Source organism: Enterobacter cloacae complex sp. IR5384, assembly GCF_049237265.1.
GTDB classification, from domain to species: Bacteria; Pseudomonadota; Gammaproteobacteria; order Enterobacterales; family Enterobacteriaceae; genus Enterobacter; species Enterobacter cloacae.
The window spans coordinates 406,351-422,793 of sequence record NZ_JBMKHJ010000001.1 but is presented as its reverse complement, the minus strand read 5'-3'; the positions used below and the strand labels follow the sequence as shown (position 1 = coordinate 422,793).

Below are 16,443 nucleotides of genomic sequence, written 5' to 3'. Positions count from 1 at the left end.
GTTCGGTGGAGTAGTCCCAGCTCATAATAATATTCGCTATTCCAGACGTTATTTAATCTGTGCGCTATAGGACTGGCTAATACCGCCGTAATCATTGATGATTTTCCAGGTCACGGTGTGTGCTGTAATATTTCCTGGTATCGCGAAATGGGTTTCACTTTTTGGGCCGGCATAGGTGGCTTTATCGACCTTTTTACCGTCGAGCGTTATTTCCTGGAAATTCATATAAAACGGCGTGGGGTTTTCGACAATCAGCTGGTTTCCCCGGGTGTGCCAGGATAATTGCGTGGCGACATCTTCCGGTTTTCCGGTAATACCTGACGGGCGATAAAGCAGCTTAATGCGGGTTTTAATCGCAATCTGCAGCGTATTAACGCTCTCATTGCGCGCAGAAGAGGGGATGGATTTAATATTCAACCAGAACAGCGATTCGCGATCGGCAGGTAAGTTTCCCCCGGTTCTGATGATGCGCAGAACGTTCTCTTGCTTCGCATCAAGGCGAAACAGCGGCGGCGTGATCAGGAACGGCGCTTTCTCACGTGCGTTATCTTCCGTTTCGACCCATGACTGCACCAGATAATCGAGATTGTCCGGGTTGGTGATCCCAATAGAGGATTCTTTTTTACTTTCTGGGTAGACCACGCGCGTGCCGCCAATGGTAATACCCGCATGGGCAACGGAGGCAATCAATAAAAAAGAGGAGGCCAGAAGATATTTTCGCATAGTGACACCGTAATAAAGCAATAACAGATATTAGCCACTGGGGTAGCTAATATCTGTTTTATTAGTTGTAAACGATAGTGAAGGTAGAAGCGGCATTCGCCAGTCCGGCAGACACCGTTCCTCCGGTCTGGATATAACGTGCGCCAAACTGCAGATCGTTTGTTGTGGTACCTGGCGTGAGCGTATACGCAGCAGAGGCCGTATATAAGCTCAGTGGATTTTCCGTTTTATCCAGCAACTGAACACCCACTCCTGACGCCGAACCGGTTCCTGATGTCACAGCAAGAATATCTTTGTTGTTACTGTCAGGCGTCCCGCCGAACGTCACCGAGGCGCTGGTAACCGTTTCAGGACAATCTTTTAACTGAATACTAAAGCGGGTTGTCGAGGTCGTCGAACCACTTCCGGTAAATGCAGATTTAGACACCTTACCTAATGAAACATTAAGCGGATTGCTTAAACCGTTTACCACAGTACATGCAGAATCAATAATCTCACCTGTGAAATTAATTTGACCTTCACCACTGGACGCAAATACAGAAACGGAAGCACACGCCATCCCGGCGGCGATCCCCGCAATAATCATTTTTTTCATTTAAATCCTCTGAATGAAAGTATGGCACTTCAGGTATTAATCATCACGTGGCTGATTAATTCGGCATGAACTATCGCTGAGAACTATTTTTCGTTCAATTTATCTTCAGACCATTTTTACCCTCGAAGGGCGTTTGTTCGGGTGTCGGGAGAGAAAGGAAAATGATTACCCGCCAGGCATTTATCAGGGCTATAGTATCTGCAAAGAGCCGCAAGGAGAGATGTCGTGGACTATCGTAAAATTATCAAAGAGGTAGGGCGGGGGAAAAACCATGCCCGCGACCTGGATCAGGAAACGGCCCGTGCGCTGTACACCCATATGCTTAACGGCGACGTTCCCGATCTGGAGATGGGCGGTATCCTGATTGCGCTACGCATTAAAGGTGAAGGCGAAGCGGAGATGCGCGGTTTCTATGACGCGATGCAGGCGCAAACGCTGCGCTTAACGCCACCGGTAGCCAGACCGATGCCGATTGTCATCCCTACCTACAACGGCGCGCGCAAACAGGCGAATCTGACGCCACTGCTGGCTATTCTGCTGCATAAGCTCGGGTTCCCGGTGGTTGTTCATGGCGTTAGCGAAGATCCGACTCGCGTCCTGACGGAGACCATTTTCGGCATGTTAGGTATCGAGCCGACCCTGCACGCCGGACAGGCACAGGCAAAGCTGGATGGTCATCAGCCGGTCTTTATTCCGGTTAAGGCGCTCTGTCCACCGCTGGAAAAACAGCTGGATATGCGCTGGCGCATGGGCGTGCGCAACAGTGCGCACACCCTGGCGAAACTGGCGACGCCGTTTGGTGAAGCGGATGCCCTGCGCCTCTCCAGCGTATCGCACCCGGAGTATGTCACGCGGGTGGGCAAGTTCTTTGAAGATATCGGCGGCAGGGCGCTGCTGATGCACGGCACCGAAGGGGAAGTTTATGCCAATCCGCAGCGCTGCCCGCAGCTGGTGCTGATTGATGCCGCCGGCACGCGACCCGTGCTGGAGCGGGGTGAAGAGAATGTGGATGTGGTGTTGCCGGAGGCAAAAGATCCGCACACGACTGCGCACTGGATTGAGCAGTGCCTTGCCGGCAATGTCCCTGTTCCGCACACCCTTAAGCTGCAGATGGCCTGCTGCCTGCTGGCAACCGGAGAAGTGGAGTCTGTCCAGGCGGGGTTAGCCCGTGTGGAACAGGCGTTTTAGGCAAAAAAAAGCCCGTCCAGTGGCGGACGGGCAAGCAAGGGTAACAACAGGGTCAATGAGGGTTGGAGCAGCTCACCAGAGGGTATGGTGAGGGTGGAGCATTAATTCAGTCGATTATTTGTAGATAACCGCAGTGCCGCTCAGCTTGTTATTGCCGTTAGCGGAGGTAATGGTGTATCCGCTTGCACCGGCCGCTGCGGCTTTCTCAGCCAGTTTGGCTTCCAGACCGTCCAGCGTGGTTGCGCCATCAGCACTCACCACACCCACTTTATTCATGTTCTGTGCCTGAGCAGAAGAAACGGGCTCTACAGCGAAAGCGCCAAAAGACAGAGCGGACAGGGCAACAGCAGCAACAGCATATTTGATGGTTTTCATAATTAATCTCTCGCAGGTTTTTCTGTTAAGGGGACGATGTTCCGTCGATGTGATAAGTATCACGTTTTTTTTCGGCAGATAAAATCGAAGAGAATTGACGTGGTTGCTCAAAAAAATTGAATGACAAATAACTTATTGAATATTAATAAATTCAGAAGGGCAATTTACAGTTCTTGTCGCTCCGGTTTACAGACGCATGATTCATGGCACATTTTGCTACGCGCCTGTTAAAAAATCGTGAGCGTAAAGGAAATCGCTTGCGCGGTGAACTTCGGTAAAGGAAAGTCAACGTAACTGGCTGTCTTTCGATCCTCTGCGATTATATCCTGAATGTGATTTATTTTTTGAATCTTTATTCTGCTGGCAGGCGACGCATAACCGTACGCCGGGCATGGCTTTACGGCGCGCTTCCGGAATCGTTTCTCCGCACTCTTCACATTCCGTTAAACTTTCCCCGCGCGGAATTTCACCGCGAGCACGGGCAACGGCATCTTCAATGGTACTGTTGATCTGTTCGTTAACGGCGTCATCATTCGCCCATCCGGAAGCCATGGCTTATCCTCACGTTCGGTGTGTATCTTATTCATATGGGGTCAAAAAACGTACAGTCAAGACGGGGGGTGAGAACTGCATCTGTCAGCCAGATGCAGTGGTTCTCGGAAGGGGAACTTATTTATAGATGGTTGCTGTGCCATACATATGGTTATCGCCGCCGGCGGAATTCACCACGAAGCCTTTCGCACCTTCTTCGCGCGCTTTTTCGGCCAGCTTGTTTTGCAGATCGTCAAGGTTACTTGCACGGCTTACCGAGACGGTGCCTGCGGGGCGCAGCTGGCTGGTATCGGTACTTTCGGTCAGTGACTGAACGGCCATGGCAGAAAATGACGCACTCGCCAGCGCGCCAGCGATAACAACAAGAGTCAGGTATTTTTTCATAATCACATCCTCAGGGGGAAACAACAGGTGATTCCCTTTAAGTTTAGAAGCCTGACGAGTGTGATTTAGCGCAAAAATTTGATGATGATCTGCTTATTTTTTGAACGATATAAATTGACAATTCGCTGACAGATCAGCGACATAAAGGTCACTGATTTATGGCGTTTTTTTGCGCACAGCAGAGAGATATTTACCGTTGCTCCCGCACAGGGTATCTTACGCCGCTGTTTAAAGGAGAATGCCATGACTTCCAAGCCGGGATTACACCCGCGAAATCGCCACCGCAGCCGCTATGACATGAAGGCGTTATGCCAGAGCTGCCCTCCGCTGCAGGACTACATCGTGCAGACCCCAGCCGGTGAGCCTTCGGTCAACTTTGCCGACCCGCAGGCGGTAAAAATGCTGAATAAAGCCCTGCTGGCGCATTTTTACGGCGTTACGCACTGGGATATCCCGGAAGGCTTTCTCTGCCCGCCCGTGCCGGGGCGTGCCGATTATCTCCACTATCTTGCCGATCTTCTGGCTGACGATCGTGGCGGCGTTATTCCTCAGCAGGCCACGGTTCTGGATATTGGGACCGGCGCGAACCTGATTTATCCGCTCATCGGCGTGCATGAATATCACTGGCGCTTTACCGGGAGCGAAATTGGCGCTGAGGCGTTTGCCAGCGCGCAGGCGATCATTAATGCCAATCCTGGCTTAAGTCGGTCTATTCGCTTACGCCGTCAGAAAGATGCCGCCTCTATTTTCAACGGCATTATCCACAAGAACGAGCACTACGACGCCACCCTCTGCAACCCGCCATTCCATGATTCAGCGGCTGCCGCCCGCGCCGGGAGCGAACGTAAGCGTCGCAATCTGGGTCAGGCTGAAGATGGCGCGCTCAACTTCGGCGGCCAGCAGCAGGAGCTGTGGTGCGAAGGGGGCGAGGTGGCGTTTATCCTGCGCATGATCGCGGAAAGTAAACAGTTTGCCCGCCAGGTGAAATGGTTTACCACCCTGGTTTCGCGCGGCGATAACCTGCCGCCGCTCTACCGCGCGCTGACCGAAGCCGGTGCCGTGAAGGTGGTGAAAAAAGAGATGGCGCAGGGACAAAAACAGAGCCGCTTTATCGCCTGGACGTTTATGGACGATAACAAACGTCGCAAATAGCACGCCGTCGTAAGCCGGGTAAGGCGAAGCCGCCACCCGGCTCGGTTACAGCGTCGGCTCCTGCGGAGGGAGCGGCGAGGCGGGCGGCGGCAGCACCTGATACGTCTGCACCGGCATACGCACATCCGCCAGATCAAAGTGTTTTTTCACCATGCTGTCGAGGGCAAAACGTACCGTCCACTGTTTGAGCGGCTGGGTGGTGAACGACACGCGCAGGGTAAAGGCGGTGTTGGTCAGCCCGACAATACCGGCAAACGACGGCTCGCCAATCACCAGGCTGCGAATATCCTCCATGGTCATCATCTCATCTACCGCATCCCGCAGCGCCTGTTTGGCTTTATCGGCATCTTCATGACGATCGACATCGTAATTTGCCACCACCGAGCCAATACCCCGGACGAAGTTGGCGAAGGTGGTAATCGATGACCACGGAATAATGTGGTACGCCCCGGTGTCCTGGCGCACGCCGACGGATCGAATCGACATTCGCTCAACGGTGCCGGTCAGCGGCCCGATGGTCACCAGATCCCCGGTGTTCATGCCGTTTTCAAACTGAATAAAGATACCGGTGATAATGTCCTTCACCAGCGTCTGCGAGCCGAAGGAGATAGCCAGACCCAGCGCACCCGCACCGGCCAGCAGTGGCGCGATATTCACGCCGATTTCCGAAAGCACAATCATAATCGTGATGGTACTGATGATAACCGCCAGCGCGTTGCGGAACAGGGTGAGCAAGGTGCGGGCACGCGCGCTTGGCAGCGGCCTGCCGTGAATGTCAGAGACCAGGCGGTTCTCAATCAGGCTGGCCAGCAGCGTCCAGCCTACGGCAGAGAAGAACAGGATCAGCGCGATGCGAATTAAAATATCAACGGTCTTTTCCCCCGCGCCGTTGTGCAGCCAGTTCCAGAAATCGAACAGTCCCCAGGCATTGAGCAGCAGCATAATCGCCACACAGACGGTGAGAATGCGCGCCACCTTCAGTGAAACCGAAAGCCAGCCGTTCACCCGTTTTTGCAGCTCCGGGTAATTGCGCTGGACCTGCGCAGACAAGGTAATGGTTTTCGATAGCCAGCGAGAGAGCAGGCCAGAAACAAAGGCCGCGACGCCAATAATGGCCAGGCTTTTAAACGTGGCACCCATCATAAATTTCAGGCTGTTGCCGGGATCGAACAGCGAGAAGAAGCACAGCACAATGAAGTAAGCGCTGGCCAGCCAGTGCCACACCAGGGCAAAAGCGCGAATAAAGAGGCTAAAGAACGAAAGGGAACGGTCGGCCAGGTGCAGCAAGCTCTCGGTGATCGTCTTTTTGTTATGGAAGATGAGGTAGAGCGCCCAGACGGTAATGCAGATCATAATCAGCACATTCGCCAGCGCACCAGACTGGACGTTCACCTGGTTGGAGATAATTGGCACGGCCACCAGCAGACCATAACCAATCAACCCGCTGAGCACGCTCAGACGCAGCGCCCAGTATCTGGCGCTGCTATCCCGAATAGTGAAAGGGCGAAGATCCGGCACGCGTGGGCAAAATATCAGCCGCAGCAGCGCCTTAAAGAACTCAATTACGGCGAAGGCATTCAGAAACAGCGCCTGCTGGAAGGCGATAGTTTTGTTGCCGGTATTCAGCCTGTCGGCCAGCAATTGCCCTGTAAACAACGTCAGCGCCAGCAGCAGTAAATCAATGATAAACGCGGCGGCGATCATCAGCGGCAGATGCAACCAGCTGCTTTTCTGCTGATTCTTCTTGCGACCCCATTGCCCCATTTTTCGGTACAGGGGCCACGCGCACAGGCGCACCAGCCAGTAAAAAATGAAGACGGCGGCCGCCAGCAGTAAAAATTGCGTGGCAGCCGCGGTAAACGTCCGGGGGTTAAAGGGCTTGTGCGAAGAGCCCATCAGGTTGCGATAGAGCTGGGCAAAGCGCGAGGAGAGGGCATCGGCATAGTGGCGGCTAACCTCAGTCACATTTTCCAGCACCGTTTTTTGCTCTTCTACCGGCGGCGGGGTGATGGTTGGAACGGGCTGCTGGGGCGGTGTGGCGGCAATTTTTCTCAGCTGATCGACTAACTCTTGCCGGGAGGTGTCGTTTTCCAGCACATCGGCAAGCGCACTGTAGGCGGCTTTTTTCTCTTCTGCATCCGGTTCCGGTGGAGGCGTTTTTTGCTGCGCAGTGGACGTTCCGGTGGTGACGCCGGGGATAGCAACGGCTATCGATGGCGCACTAAACAAGCTAAGCAACAACAGCAGGATCCACGGCACGGTGCCCTCCGGTGAAAATGTCGAACAAAATGATAAGTATAGAGGGCAGGGAGCGAAGGGCGTGTTTTGGGAACAATCTGGCGTAAAAAAGCCGGGCATGCCCGGCTTTGCATTTCAGAGGTCTGGCAATCAGGAGACGTGCTGCAGAAACTCCTGCAAACGCTGGCTTGGCGGGTTTGCAATCAGCGCCTGCGGGTTACCGTCTTCTGCGATACGGCCTTTATCGATGAAGATAAGGCGGGACGCCACTTTCTCGGCGAAGCCGATTTCGTGGGTCACGATCACCATCGTCATGCCTTCTTCGGCCAGATCCTGCATGACTTTCAGCACCTCGTGGCGCAGCTCCGGGTCGAGTGCTGAGGTCGGCTCATCAAACAACATCATTTTCGGTTTAACCGCCAGCGCGCGGGCGATAGCCACACGCTGCTGTTGTCCACCGGAAAGTTCAGAAGGGTAGTGGTGAGCACGTTCTGCGAGGCCCACTTTCGCCAGCAGATCTTTAGCCAGCGCTTCCGCCGCCGCTTTGTTGGCACCGCGTACGCGCAGCGGGCCAAACATCACGTTTTCCAGCGCCGTCAGGTGCGGGAACAGGTAAAACTGCTGGAACACCATGCCCGCTTCCTGACGAATCAGACGGTCATCCACTTTTGGATCATTTACCTTCAGACCATCGACGATCAGATCGCCACTGGTGATCTCTTCCAGCTTATTGATGCAGCGCAGCAGCGTGGATTTACCGGAGCCAGAGGGCCCGATAATGACAACCACTTCACCCTGTTTGATGCTCAGATCGATATTGTGCAGCACCTGGGTTGGACCAAAGTGCTTGGATACGTTTTTAAATTCAATCACAGGATTTTCATCCTTCTTTCAAGACGACGCAGAACGAAGCTCAGAACCAGAGTGATAATCAGGTAGACAACGGCTACCGCACTCCAGATTTCCAGCGCACGGAAGTTGCCAGCAATGATCTCCTGGCCCTGGCGGGTCAGTTCAGCAACGCCAATAACGATGAACAGCGACGTGTCTTTGATACTGATGATCCACTGGTTGCCCAGCGGTGGCAGCATGCGGCGCAGCGCCAGAGGCAGAATCACATGACGGATGGTTTCGCGACGCGAAAGGCCTAACGCCAGACCCGCTTCACTGAAACCTTTATGAATCGACAGCACCGCACCGCGCGTAATTTCCGCGATGTAGGCACCTGAGTTGATCATAATGGTCACGACGGCGGCGCTGAACGGGTCGATGCGCAGGTCGGTGAAGGCCATTGGCAGGGCGAAGTAGATGAACATGACCTGTACGACAATAGGCGTGCCGCGGATCACTTCGATGAAAACCAGTGCGATGTGGTTTGCAATCCAGCCACCGTAGGTGCGGGCGAAACCGGCGACAAGACCGATAATCAACCCGCCAACCAGACCGAGGACCGAAATCCACAGGGTCATTTTAGCGCCTTCAAGCAAGAGAGGAATGGCAGGCCAGATGGCGCTCCAGTCAAACTGCATGATGTATTCCTGTATACCGTGGTGAAAAACGAAAAACGTAGGCCCGGTAAGCGTGAGCGTCACCGGGCGTTACAAACCTGAATTCAGGTAAAATTATTTAGGCTCGGTACCGAACCATTTTTTGTAGATTTCGTTATACGTGCCGTTCTCTTTCAGGGTTTTCAGCGCGCCGTTAACTTTCGTACGCAGGTCGTCGCTGCCTTTCGGGAAGGCAATACCGTACTGCTGTGCTTCCAGAGACTCACCGACCGCTTTGAACTTACCGTTACCTGCGGTTTTGATGAAATAGAGGATGTTAGGCGTATCGTGCAGAACCGCGTCAGCACGGTTGGTGCCAAGTTCCATATAGGCGTTATCGATGTTCGGGAACTGGCGCAGATCTTTGGTTTTGATGTTCGCTTTCGCGTAATCAACGGAGCCGGTGCCGCTCTTCACCGCCACCACTTTACCGTCGAGATCTTTCACGCTTTTAACGTCGTTATTGTCAGCTTTGACCATCACCAGCAGGCCGCTTTTGTAGTAGCCGTCAGAGAAGTCGATCGCTTTTTTACGCTCATCAGTAATGGTGATGCCTGCCAGGGCCAGGTCTACGTTTTTGGTTTGCAGTGCCGGGATGATACCGCTGAAGTCCATTGGCTTCAGGGTGTAATCCAGTTTGAGTTCTTTTGCGATTGCGGCCCACAGATCCACATCAAAACCAACGTATTTATCACCCTGTTTGAATTCAAACGGAACAAACGCCGTGTCGGTGGCTACAACCAGTTTATCGGCGGCCTGAGAAGAGACCGCAAAAGCCAGGGTAAGTGCAGCCAGTGAAACTTTTAATACAGACTTCATAGCATTTCCTTTTATATCCACGGGGCGATCCCCTGCGAGAACGACAGGCACAATGAAAAAATCGTGCCAACTTTACAAGCTATTGTTTTGTAAAGGGGAGGATGTCATGCATTGCACAATAAACGTGGCAATGATGTCTGATTGCACCAAGGTGGAGCACCGTTTTGGTGCGTGTCGTTTGGCTCAACTGACGGGGAGATATTTAGCGCAAATAATGATGAAAAAACAATCTTCCGTTAACGGTTGTGTGAGGTGATTATTACATTTCTTTCACTTTTGCAGCGTCTCAGTGGAAAAGTGTGCACCATAAATGTGCAAAACCCTCACCAGAGGCGAGGGTTTGATAGAAAATTCGTATGGATTATTCGATGTTAGATTCGATAAACCACAGGAATTGATCCAGGTCGCGAGACGCGGCGGTGAAGATGTCCGCAGTATCTTCGTCTTTTGCCTGGCTAATCGCTTTACGCACGTCGTTAGCCACAATCGCATAACGGTCTGCCAGCTCTTTCAGGTGATCCTGAACAGTGTGAATATCCAGCGGATAGCTTTTCAGTGGCGTTTTGCTGTTAATCACCTGCGTGGTACCCAACGCCACACCGCCTAACTGCACGGCGCGTTCGGCCATGGTGTCCAGATGGGTGACCAGTGCTGTGCGGAAGCCATCCAGCATTTCATGAACGGCAATAAAGTTTGCACCGCGCATATTCCAGTGGGCCTGTTTGGTGATCAGCGAAAGATCGATGAACTGGATCACCTGGCGATTCAGCAACTCAATCGTTGCTTTTTTGTCGCTGTCCGATACATCGTTACGGGTATAAAGCAGATTAGACGCTTTCGTTTTCACCAGTTTAGCGGTACTCATAATCTCATATCCTCTTGATGTTTATGTCCCAGGTAATTACGGAACTAAGTATAGCACCGGATTTTTTACCTGCGGTTTGGCTGTGCCTATTGGTTTAATAGCAAGAAGGGAGTTGAATTATTAACTGATTGAACTGTATGGTATTTTTTAAAATTGACACAGATCAATCTTAATTCTCTATTTTCCATTAAGGGCGAGAGAAATATGACTTTTCGATGACGAAGAATGTAAGAAATTATAAATAATAAAGAACTGGCCTTTATTCTGCATGGCACCGAGGCCATGCAGAATATACGGTATTAGCGGATGTCCACTTTCTCAACTTTTGGCTCAGGGCGCATGGTGAGCGTTGACCCCATCGACGCCGCAATAATGGAGCACAGCGCCAGCGTCTGGGTAAATGTGAGGGTTTCCCCAAGGAATACCATACCGGAGATGGCGGCCAGTGCAGGCTCCATGCTCATCAGGGTGCCGAAGATGCGCGTCGGCAGCCGCGTGAGGGCAATCATCTCCAGTGAATAAGGCAGAGCCGTTGAGAGGATGGCGACAGCAAAACCCACCGGCATCACTGACCACTGCCAGATAGAGTCTGTCGCCTGAGCCATACCCAGCGGAACAAAGATGATGGCGGCAATGAGCGAGCCCAGCGCGACGGTCGCCGGGCCGTGCTCTTCGCCAGCGCGCTGACCCGTGAGGATATACACCGCCCAGCAGGCTCCGGCGCCCAGAGCCAGCGCGGCACCCGTCAGGTCGATTTCAGAGACGCTCTGGCCCAGTGGCAAGAGGAACCACAACCCCAGAACCGCTAGCACCACCCAGATAAAATCGACAGGCCGTCGGGAGGAGAAAAGGGCCACCGCCAGCGGGCCGGTAAATTCCAGCGCGACGGCAATCCCCAGCGGAATGGTCTGGATAGAGAGATAGAACATATAGTTCATGGCCCCCAGCGCCAGCCCGTAGAAAAGCAGCGGGAGGCGCTGCTCTTTTTTGACGCGCAACCGCCAGGGTTTAAAAATGACCACGAGGATCAGGGTACCCAAAGCGATACGCAGGGCAGTGACGCCCGGTGCGCCTACAAGTGGAAAGAGCGATTTCGCGAGGGACGCGCCACTCTGTATAGACAGCATTGCAATCAGAATTACAGCAACCGGCATCCAGACCGATGACGTGCGGGATATCCCTGGCATCCTTTCTCCTGTCAATTTTTGTCAAATAGGGTAAAAGCCGCAGTGTAATTGAAATATGGCGCAACGGTTGAGCTACTGTTGAAAAAAAACCAGGGAAAATCCGTAAAATGGATAAGCGTTGCTGGTTTTATCACCTGTCAGATTAGGAATAATCTGGATGAATGTAACGGCGTTGACGCGCAGTATGAGTATTTAGCAACAGAAATCCTTTGTGATTTGAACAAGATAACTGATGCTGGAAACGTTCTGTTACAGGAAAGGTCCCGTTAGACATCACGAATCACAAAGAGTTTCGCAAATTTTTTTGATATATTTAAAACTTACGGATTTACTTGAAGCACATTTGAGGTGGTTATGAAAAAAATTGCATGTCTTTCAGCACTGGCCGCTGTACTGGCTGTTTCCGCAGGTACCGCTGTAGCTGCTACTTCCACTGTTACCGGTGGTTACGCTCAGAGCGATATGCAGGGCGTAATGAACAAAGCTAACGGTTTCAACCTGAAGTATCGTTACGAGCAGGATAACAACCCACTGGGCGTGATCGGTTCTTTCACCTACACCGAGAAAGATCGTTCTGAAAACGGCGCATACAACAAAGGCCAGTACTACGGCATCACCGCTGGTCCAGCTTACCGTATCAACGACTGGGCAAGCATCTACGGTGTTGTAGGTGTTGGCTACGGTAAATTCCAGCAGACCGAAAACCAGGGTCTGAACCGCACTGCAAGCAACAGCGACTACGGCTTCTCCTATGGCGCGGGTCTGCAGTTCAACCCAATCGAAGACGTTGCTCTGGACTTCTCCTATGAGCAGAGCCGTATCCGCAACGTTGACGTTGGCACCTGGATCGCGGGCGTAGGTTACCGCTTCTAATCACTTCGGTGAGCCAGTAAAAAATCCGCCCACGTGGCGGATTTTTTTTTGCAAGGTAAAAGCAAAACGGCAACCATGGGTTGCCGTTTTTAATGTTTTTTCCCTCTCCCTGTGGGAGAGGGCCAGGGTGAGGGCATCAGACCGCACAGCTTACTTACTCTTTATATCGAAAATATCCGTACCCAAATGGTTATAGTCAACTTTCTGTAACTTGAAGTTGGTAACGTACACTGGGGGAGCTTTCTTGTTTGACATAAACGGGTAAGCATTTTTGATCTGCTCTGCTGAAATCCCCGTCCACTGCGAGAAGAACGTCAGGAAATCATTGGCCGAGCGGCGCGCGGTGATAATACGATGCTTCTTGTCATCACTCGATAACACCATAAACGGTACCTGGAAGTTTTGCTGGAATTTATCGTCGTGCGCCAGATACTGCACCTCTTTACCGCGCTCTTTAAACGCCAGCCCGTGATCCGAGAAATAAACCATCGAGAAACTCTCACCCGTATTACGTAGCTGATCGTACAGCTTGCTGAGCAGTTCGTCGGTTTGCGTCATGGTGTACAGATAGCAAGAGGTCTCTTTAGATTGCACAAACTCGGCGTATTTCCCCTGCGTGCGGTCACAGGCCTGAGGGTGCGAACCCATCAGGTGCAGGACGATCAGTTGTGGCTGCGTGCGCTGCGTGGCAAAAACCTGCGCCGTCATCTTGAGCAATGCTTCGTCTTTGGTATTTTTATCGGCTTCAAAATCACCGTTTTTCAGGAACTGCACTTCATCGGCACGCTTCGCGATGCTGGCAATGGCGGTATCGTATTCGCCAATTTGCCCCTGATTAGAGAACCACCACGTCTGAAAACCGGCACGGTTTGCCAGCGTGACAAAGTTATCCTGATACTGTGGTTTGCCGTCGACAACGCGGTTCAGGGTCAGGCCGAGCGATTTCTGCGTCGAGCCGCTGGCCGCAATATAATCGGTAAACAGGGTACCGTTGACGGCGCTGGCGAACGGCGTGTTATCCCAGTGTCCGCCGAACGCGCCCATCGCATCGCGGCGTGCGCTTTCGCCGATGACGACCACATAGGTATGGTACTTCGGCTTCACCGCCAGCACGTTCCAGGTGTCTTTCATATTGGAGAGCTCAGCCATGCGCGCCTGCTCGTCGAGAACTTCCTGGTTATTGACGACAACGTCTTTTACAAAGCGGAACACCGGATAGCCGGTATCCTTCAGCTTGAACACGCCGCCCCAGGCCAGGTTTTGCACGGGGGTGACAAAGAAGGTCACCACGCTGAATGCCAGACACAGCGTCTCTATTTTTCCCCACGCTTTTTTCTCTTCGGGTTTACGACGCACCGCTATAACGCCAAGCGCAAAAATAAAGAGGCCGACCACGTAGCTGTACCACGGGAAGATCGTCAGGATCTCGGTCGACTCTTCCATATTGGTCGAGTGCAGCGCCAGCAGGGTATTAAAGTTTGGCGAACCGTAAGCCTGACCAAACGGGAAATAGAGCGCAGCAATCAGGGAGCAGATGCCCACTAACGTTTTTTGCGCGCGCGGCGCGGTACGCCACAGCAAATGCAGAATGCAGGTAAACGCAACGGCATACAGCAGGCTGAAGGGGTAACCCAGCGCAAAGTTAATCAGCAAGGATTGTAAAAAGTAGAATGCCGTCCACGGACTTAAGGCCCGACTGCGGGTAACAACGGTGTCTATCAGGGTTAAATTCATAGGTCACTATCATGCATAAAAACGCCATGTGCTCACCCTGGCGTCAAGGGTCATAACCTGCCTGACAGTGCGTGGAGAGGGAATGAGGGTCCGCTTCAGCGAGCCGCAAATTGTGCAGGGCTGCAAGAAGATAGTGCGAGCGCTAAATAATATCAACCGTTGCTAAGCAGATGTTTTGCGAAGAGGATTGCAAATCCGTAAAAAAAACCGGGAATAGGGCGGCCGGAGGCCAGTTTACAGCGGGAATATGACGGCAAAATGAAGCGGCGTACCGCAACGCCGCTTAGTGGGAAGGTTTGTCGTCCTGATGCGGCTTGTTGTTAAACATATCCCACAGCATGTTCAACAGCATTAAGCGCACCCTGAAGGGGGAGTGAGTAAACACGGTCATACACCTCTTGAATTCGTTCATAAGACCTCCTGATTTTTGATCCCTTCGATCCGTGAAGGGTGACTGCATTACATACAGATATAGCACAGGCTATATTGTATAGCTATGGCTATTTCGTTAATTTTTTGTGCTTGTAGAGGTATGGTTTACAATGTGCGCTCTCGATACCGGGCGCTGGAAGCGTCACCCCACTGAGGAAGTACAATGAACCGTCGCGCAGGTAAGCCAACAATCAGAAAAACGACGCAACTGGTGAATGTGGAAGAGCACGTCGAAGGTTTTCGTCAGGTGCGTGAAGCCCACCGACGTGAACTGATTGATGATTATGTTGAGCTGATTTCCGATCTGATTCGCGAGGTCGGGGAAGCACGTCAGGTTGATATGGCGGCCAGGCTGGGGGTTTCGCAGCCAACCGTTGCGAAGATGTTAAAACGTCTGGCCTCCGTCGGCTTAATCGAAATGATCCCGTGGCGCGGCGTCTTTCTGACGCCGGAAGGGGAGAAGCTGGCGCAGGAGAGCCGCGAGCGCCACCAGCTGGTGGAGAACTTTTTGCTGGTGCTGGGCGTAAGCCCGGAGATTGCCCGTCGGGATGCGGAAGGAATGGAACACCACGTCAGCGAAGAGACGCTGGTGAAGTTTCGTGAGTTTACGCTTAAATATGGTTCCTCCGCTGAATGAAAATCCCTGGACTGCAGGCCCTCACGCGCGATCGCTTCTTTCATCTCTTATTGATTATTGGTGCAGGTTTAAGCCTTTTTGTGCCGTTTGCGCCCCAGGCCTGGCCTGCGGCGATTGACTGGCGCACCATCATTACCCTGAGCGGGTTAATGATGCTCACCAAAGGGGTGGAGCTGAGCGGCTACTTCGACGTGCTGGGGCGCAAAATGGTGCGCCGGTTTGCCACCGAACGCAGGCTGTCGCTGTTTATGGTGTTCTCCGCCGCGGTGCTGTCGACCTTTCTCACCAACGATGTGGCGCTGTTTATCATCGTGCCGCTGACGCTCACCCTGCGTAAGCTGTGCGAGATCCCGGTGAGCCGGCTGATCATCTTTGAAGCGCTGGCCGTCAACGCGGGCTCGCTGTTAACCCCTATTGGCAACCCGCAAAACATTCTGCTCTGGGGACGTTCAGGGTTATCGTTCGCCGCCTTTACCTGGCAGATGGCGCCGCTGGCGCTGGTGATGATGGCGTCGCTGCTGGCGGTCTGCTGGTTTGCCTTCCCGGATAAAAAACTGCAATACCACAGCGGCACAACCGGCCCGCAGTGGCAGCCTCGTCTGGTCTGGAGTTGCCTGGGGCTGTATATCGTCTTTCTGTTTGCGCTGGAGCTGCGGTATGAACTGGCGGGCGTGCTGCTCGTGGCGGCTGGTTTTGTCGTGCTGGCGCGACGCGTGCTGGTGAGCGTGGACTGGACGCTGTTGCTGGTCTTTATGGTGATGTTCATCGACGTGCATCTGCTTATCCAGCTCCCGGTGCTGCAACACGTGCTGCACAGCGTCAGCGGTCTGTCGCAACCGGGGCTGTGGCTGACGGCGATCGGCCTCTCGCAGGTCATCAGCAACGTGCCTTCTACCATTTTACTGCTCAACTATGTTCCGCCGGACACGCTTCTGGCCTGGGCGGTTAACATCGGCGGGTTTGGTCTGCTGCCCGGCTCGCTGGCCAACCTGATTGCCCTGCGGATGGCGAACGATCGCCGCATCTGGTGGCGTTTCCATCTCTGGTCGATCCCCATGCTGCTCTGGGCTGCGGCGATCGGTTTCGGATTATTCCTTCTCATATAGTGCGCAATTTGTCAGTTTTTCCTGGCAAACGTATAG

The 16,443-nt window shown here is 52.9% G+C and carries 18 protein-coding genes; 5 read left to right on the top strand and 13 right to left on the bottom strand.

Going from position 1 to position 16,443, the window contains the following annotated elements; all coding sequences use genetic code 11:
* Positions 1–48: 48 nt before the first annotated feature.
* The gene (locus ACOTX3_RS02075) at positions 49–723 is read right to left on the bottom strand and encodes a fimbrial biogenesis chaperone (protein WP_058679309.1); all 675 of its coding nucleotides are present in this window, start codon (positions 721–723) and stop codon (positions 49–51) included.
* Between the two features lie 61 nt (positions 724–784).
* Positions 785–1,318, bottom strand: coding sequence for a fimbrial protein (locus tag ACOTX3_RS02070; protein WP_029882477.1), 534 nt, complete (start codon positions 1,316–1,318; stop codon positions 785–787).
* A gap of 225 nt (positions 1,319–1,543) precedes the next feature.
* Here ACOTX3_RS02070 and ybiB point away from each other — a divergent pair, with 225 nt between their 5' ends.
* On the top strand, positions 1,544–2,506 hold the full coding sequence (gene ybiB, locus ACOTX3_RS02065) for a DNA-binding protein YbiB (protein ID WP_058679308.1): 963 nt from the start codon (positions 1,544–1,546) through the stop codon (positions 2,504–2,506).
* Positions 2,507–2,620: 114 nt separating this feature from the next.
* Here the strand turns inward: ybiB and ybiJ are convergent, their stop codons facing one another.
* The 3 genes from ybiJ to mcbA form a co-directional block, all read right to left on the bottom strand.
* Entirely contained in the window at positions 2,621–2,881 is a 261-nt protein-coding gene (ybiJ, locus tag ACOTX3_RS02060) for a DUF1471 family protein YbiJ (RefSeq protein ID WP_013097471.1), read from the bottom strand.
* A 285-nt stretch (positions 2,882–3,166) separates the two neighbouring features.
* Positions 3,167–3,433: a DksA/TraR family C4-type zinc finger protein gene (locus ACOTX3_RS02055; RefSeq protein ID WP_058679307.1), complete on the bottom strand. Its 267-nt coding sequence runs from the start codon at positions 3,431–3,433 to the stop codon at positions 3,167–3,169.
* 117 nt (positions 3,434–3,550) lie between these two features.
* Complete coding sequence (gene mcbA / locus ACOTX3_RS02050) at positions 3,551–3,817, bottom strand: DUF1471 family periplasmic protein McbA (RefSeq protein WP_013097469.1); 267 nt, start codon at positions 3,815–3,817, stop codon at positions 3,551–3,553.
* Positions 3,818–4,060: 243 nt separating this feature from the next.
* Here mcbA and rlmF point away from each other — a divergent pair, with 243 nt between their 5' ends.
* Positions 4,061–4,969, top strand: coding sequence for a 23S rRNA (adenine(1618)-N(6))-methyltransferase RlmF (gene rlmF / locus ACOTX3_RS02045; protein ID WP_013097467.1), 909 nt, complete (start codon positions 4,061–4,063; stop codon positions 4,967–4,969).
* Positions 4,970–5,014: 45 nt separating this feature from the next.
* Here rlmF and ybiO read toward each other — a convergent pair whose 3' ends face one another.
* From ybiO to rhtA, 6 genes are all read right to left on the bottom strand, one after another.
* A complete protein-coding gene (gene ybiO / locus ACOTX3_RS02040; RefSeq protein WP_058679306.1) occupies positions 5,015–7,228 on the bottom strand; it encodes a mechanosensitive channel protein in 2,214 nt (737 codons plus the stop codon).
* A 129-nt stretch (positions 7,229–7,357) separates the two neighbouring features.
* Positions 7,358–8,080 carry a glutamine ABC transporter ATP-binding protein GlnQ gene (gene glnQ, locus ACOTX3_RS02035; protein ID WP_013097465.1) on the bottom strand — a complete coding sequence of 241 codons (723 nt, stop codon included), beginning with the start codon at positions 8,078–8,080 and terminating at the stop codon, positions 7,358–7,360.
* Positions 8,077–8,736 carry a glutamine ABC transporter permease GlnP gene (gene glnP, locus ACOTX3_RS02030; protein WP_003858462.1) on the bottom strand — a complete coding sequence of 220 codons (660 nt, stop codon included), beginning with the start codon at positions 8,734–8,736 and terminating at the stop codon, positions 8,077–8,079. Before glnP ends, glnQ begins: the two co-directional genes overlap by 4 nt.
* A gap of 93 nt (positions 8,737–8,829) precedes the next feature.
* Positions 8,830–9,573, bottom strand: coding sequence for a glutamine ABC transporter substrate-binding protein GlnH (glnH, locus tag ACOTX3_RS02025; RefSeq protein ID WP_013097464.1), 744 nt, complete (start codon positions 9,571–9,573; stop codon positions 8,830–8,832).
* Between the two features lie 361 nt (positions 9,574–9,934).
* Complete coding sequence (gene dps / locus ACOTX3_RS02020; protein WP_013097463.1) at positions 9,935–10,438, bottom strand: DNA starvation/stationary phase protection protein Dps; 504 nt, start codon at positions 10,436–10,438, stop codon at positions 9,935–9,937.
* Positions 10,439–10,737: 299 nt separating this feature from the next.
* Complete coding sequence (rhtA, locus tag ACOTX3_RS02015; RefSeq protein WP_013097462.1) at positions 10,738–11,625, bottom strand: threonine/homoserine exporter RhtA; 888 nt, start codon at positions 11,623–11,625, stop codon at positions 10,738–10,740.
* A gap of 354 nt (positions 11,626–11,979) precedes the next feature.
* Here rhtA and ompX point away from each other — a divergent pair, with 354 nt between their 5' ends.
* The gene (gene ompX, locus ACOTX3_RS02010; protein WP_013097460.1) at positions 11,980–12,498 is read left to right on the top strand and encodes an outer membrane protein OmpX; all 519 of its coding nucleotides are present in this window, start codon (positions 11,980–11,982) and stop codon (positions 12,496–12,498) included.
* Between the two features lie 150 nt (positions 12,499–12,648).
* Here the strand turns inward: ompX and ACOTX3_RS02005 are convergent, their stop codons facing one another.
* Positions 12,649–14,232 carry a phosphoethanolamine transferase gene (locus tag ACOTX3_RS02005; protein WP_038984974.1) on the bottom strand — a complete coding sequence of 528 codons (1,584 nt, stop codon included), beginning with the start codon at positions 14,230–14,232 and terminating at the stop codon, positions 12,649–12,651.
* 283 nt (positions 14,233–14,515) lie between these two features.
* Positions 14,516–14,644: a manganase accumulation protein MntS gene (gene mntS / locus ACOTX3_RS02000; protein WP_058679305.1), complete on the bottom strand. Its 129-nt coding sequence runs from the start codon at positions 14,642–14,644 to the stop codon at positions 14,516–14,518.
* A 183-nt stretch (positions 14,645–14,827) separates the two neighbouring features.
* Between mntS and mntR the strand changes: the two genes are divergently transcribed.
* Entirely contained in the window at positions 14,828–15,301 is a 474-nt protein-coding gene (gene mntR / locus ACOTX3_RS01995; protein WP_013097457.1) for a manganese-binding transcriptional regulator MntR, read from the top strand.
* Positions 15,298–16,407 (top strand): anion transporter, encoded by a 1,110-nt coding sequence (locus tag ACOTX3_RS01990; RefSeq protein ID WP_038984972.1) that lies wholly within the window; start codon positions 15,298–15,300, stop codon positions 16,405–16,407. The genes mntR and ACOTX3_RS01990 overlap by 4 nt, the downstream gene beginning before the upstream one ends.
* Positions 16,408–16,443: the final 36 nt, after the last annotated feature.

Excerpts from the sequence above, each read along its gene's own strand:
- dps (WP_013097463.1), bottom strand. The coding sequence starts at position 10,438 with ATGAGTACCGCTAAACTGGTGAAAACGAAAGCGTCTAATCTGCTTTAT.
- mntS (WP_058679305.1), bottom strand. The coding sequence starts at position 14,644 with ATGAACGAATTCAAGAGGTGTATGACCGTGTTTACTCACTCCCCCTTC.
- mcbA (WP_013097469.1), bottom strand. The coding sequence starts at position 3,817 with ATGAAAAAATACCTGACTCTTGTTGTTATCGCTGGCGCGCTGGCGAGT.
- ACOTX3_RS01990 (WP_038984972.1), top strand. The coding sequence starts at position 15,298 with ATGAAAATCCCTGGACTGCAGGCCCTCACGCGCGATCGCTTCTTTCAT.
- mntR (WP_013097457.1), top strand. The coding sequence starts at position 14,828 with ATGAACCGTCGCGCAGGTAAGCCAACAATCAGAAAAACGACGCAACTG.
- rlmF (WP_013097467.1), top strand. The coding sequence starts at position 4,061 with ATGACTTCCAAGCCGGGATTACACCCGCGAAATCGCCACCGCAGCCGC.
- ompX (WP_013097460.1), top strand. The coding sequence starts at position 11,980 with ATGAAAAAAATTGCATGTCTTTCAGCACTGGCCGCTGTACTGGCTGTT.
- glnP (WP_003858462.1), bottom strand. The coding sequence starts at position 8,736 with ATGCAGTTTGACTGGAGCGCCATCTGGCCTGCCATTCCTCTCTTGCTT.
- ybiJ (WP_013097471.1), bottom strand. The coding sequence starts at position 2,881 with ATGAAAACCATCAAATATGCTGTTGCTGCTGTTGCCCTGTCCGCTCTG.
- glnH (WP_013097464.1), bottom strand. The coding sequence starts at position 9,573 with ATGAAGTCTGTATTAAAAGTTTCACTGGCTGCACTTACCCTGGCTTTT.
- ACOTX3_RS02055 (WP_058679307.1), bottom strand. The coding sequence starts at position 3,433 with ATGGCTTCCGGATGGGCGAATGATGACGCCGTTAACGAACAGATCAAC.
- rhtA (WP_013097462.1), bottom strand. The coding sequence starts at position 11,625 with ATGCCAGGGATATCCCGCACGTCATCGGTCTGGATGCCGGTTGCTGTA.
- ACOTX3_RS02075 (WP_058679309.1), bottom strand. The coding sequence starts at position 723 with ATGCGAAAATATCTTCTGGCCTCCTCTTTTTTATTGATTGCCTCCGTT.
- ACOTX3_RS02005 (WP_038984974.1), bottom strand. The coding sequence starts at position 14,232 with ATGAATTTAACCCTGATAGACACCGTTGTTACCCGCAGTCGGGCCTTA.
- ACOTX3_RS02070 (WP_029882477.1), bottom strand. The coding sequence starts at position 1,318 with ATGAAAAAAATGATTATTGCGGGGATCGCCGCCGGGATGGCGTGTGCT.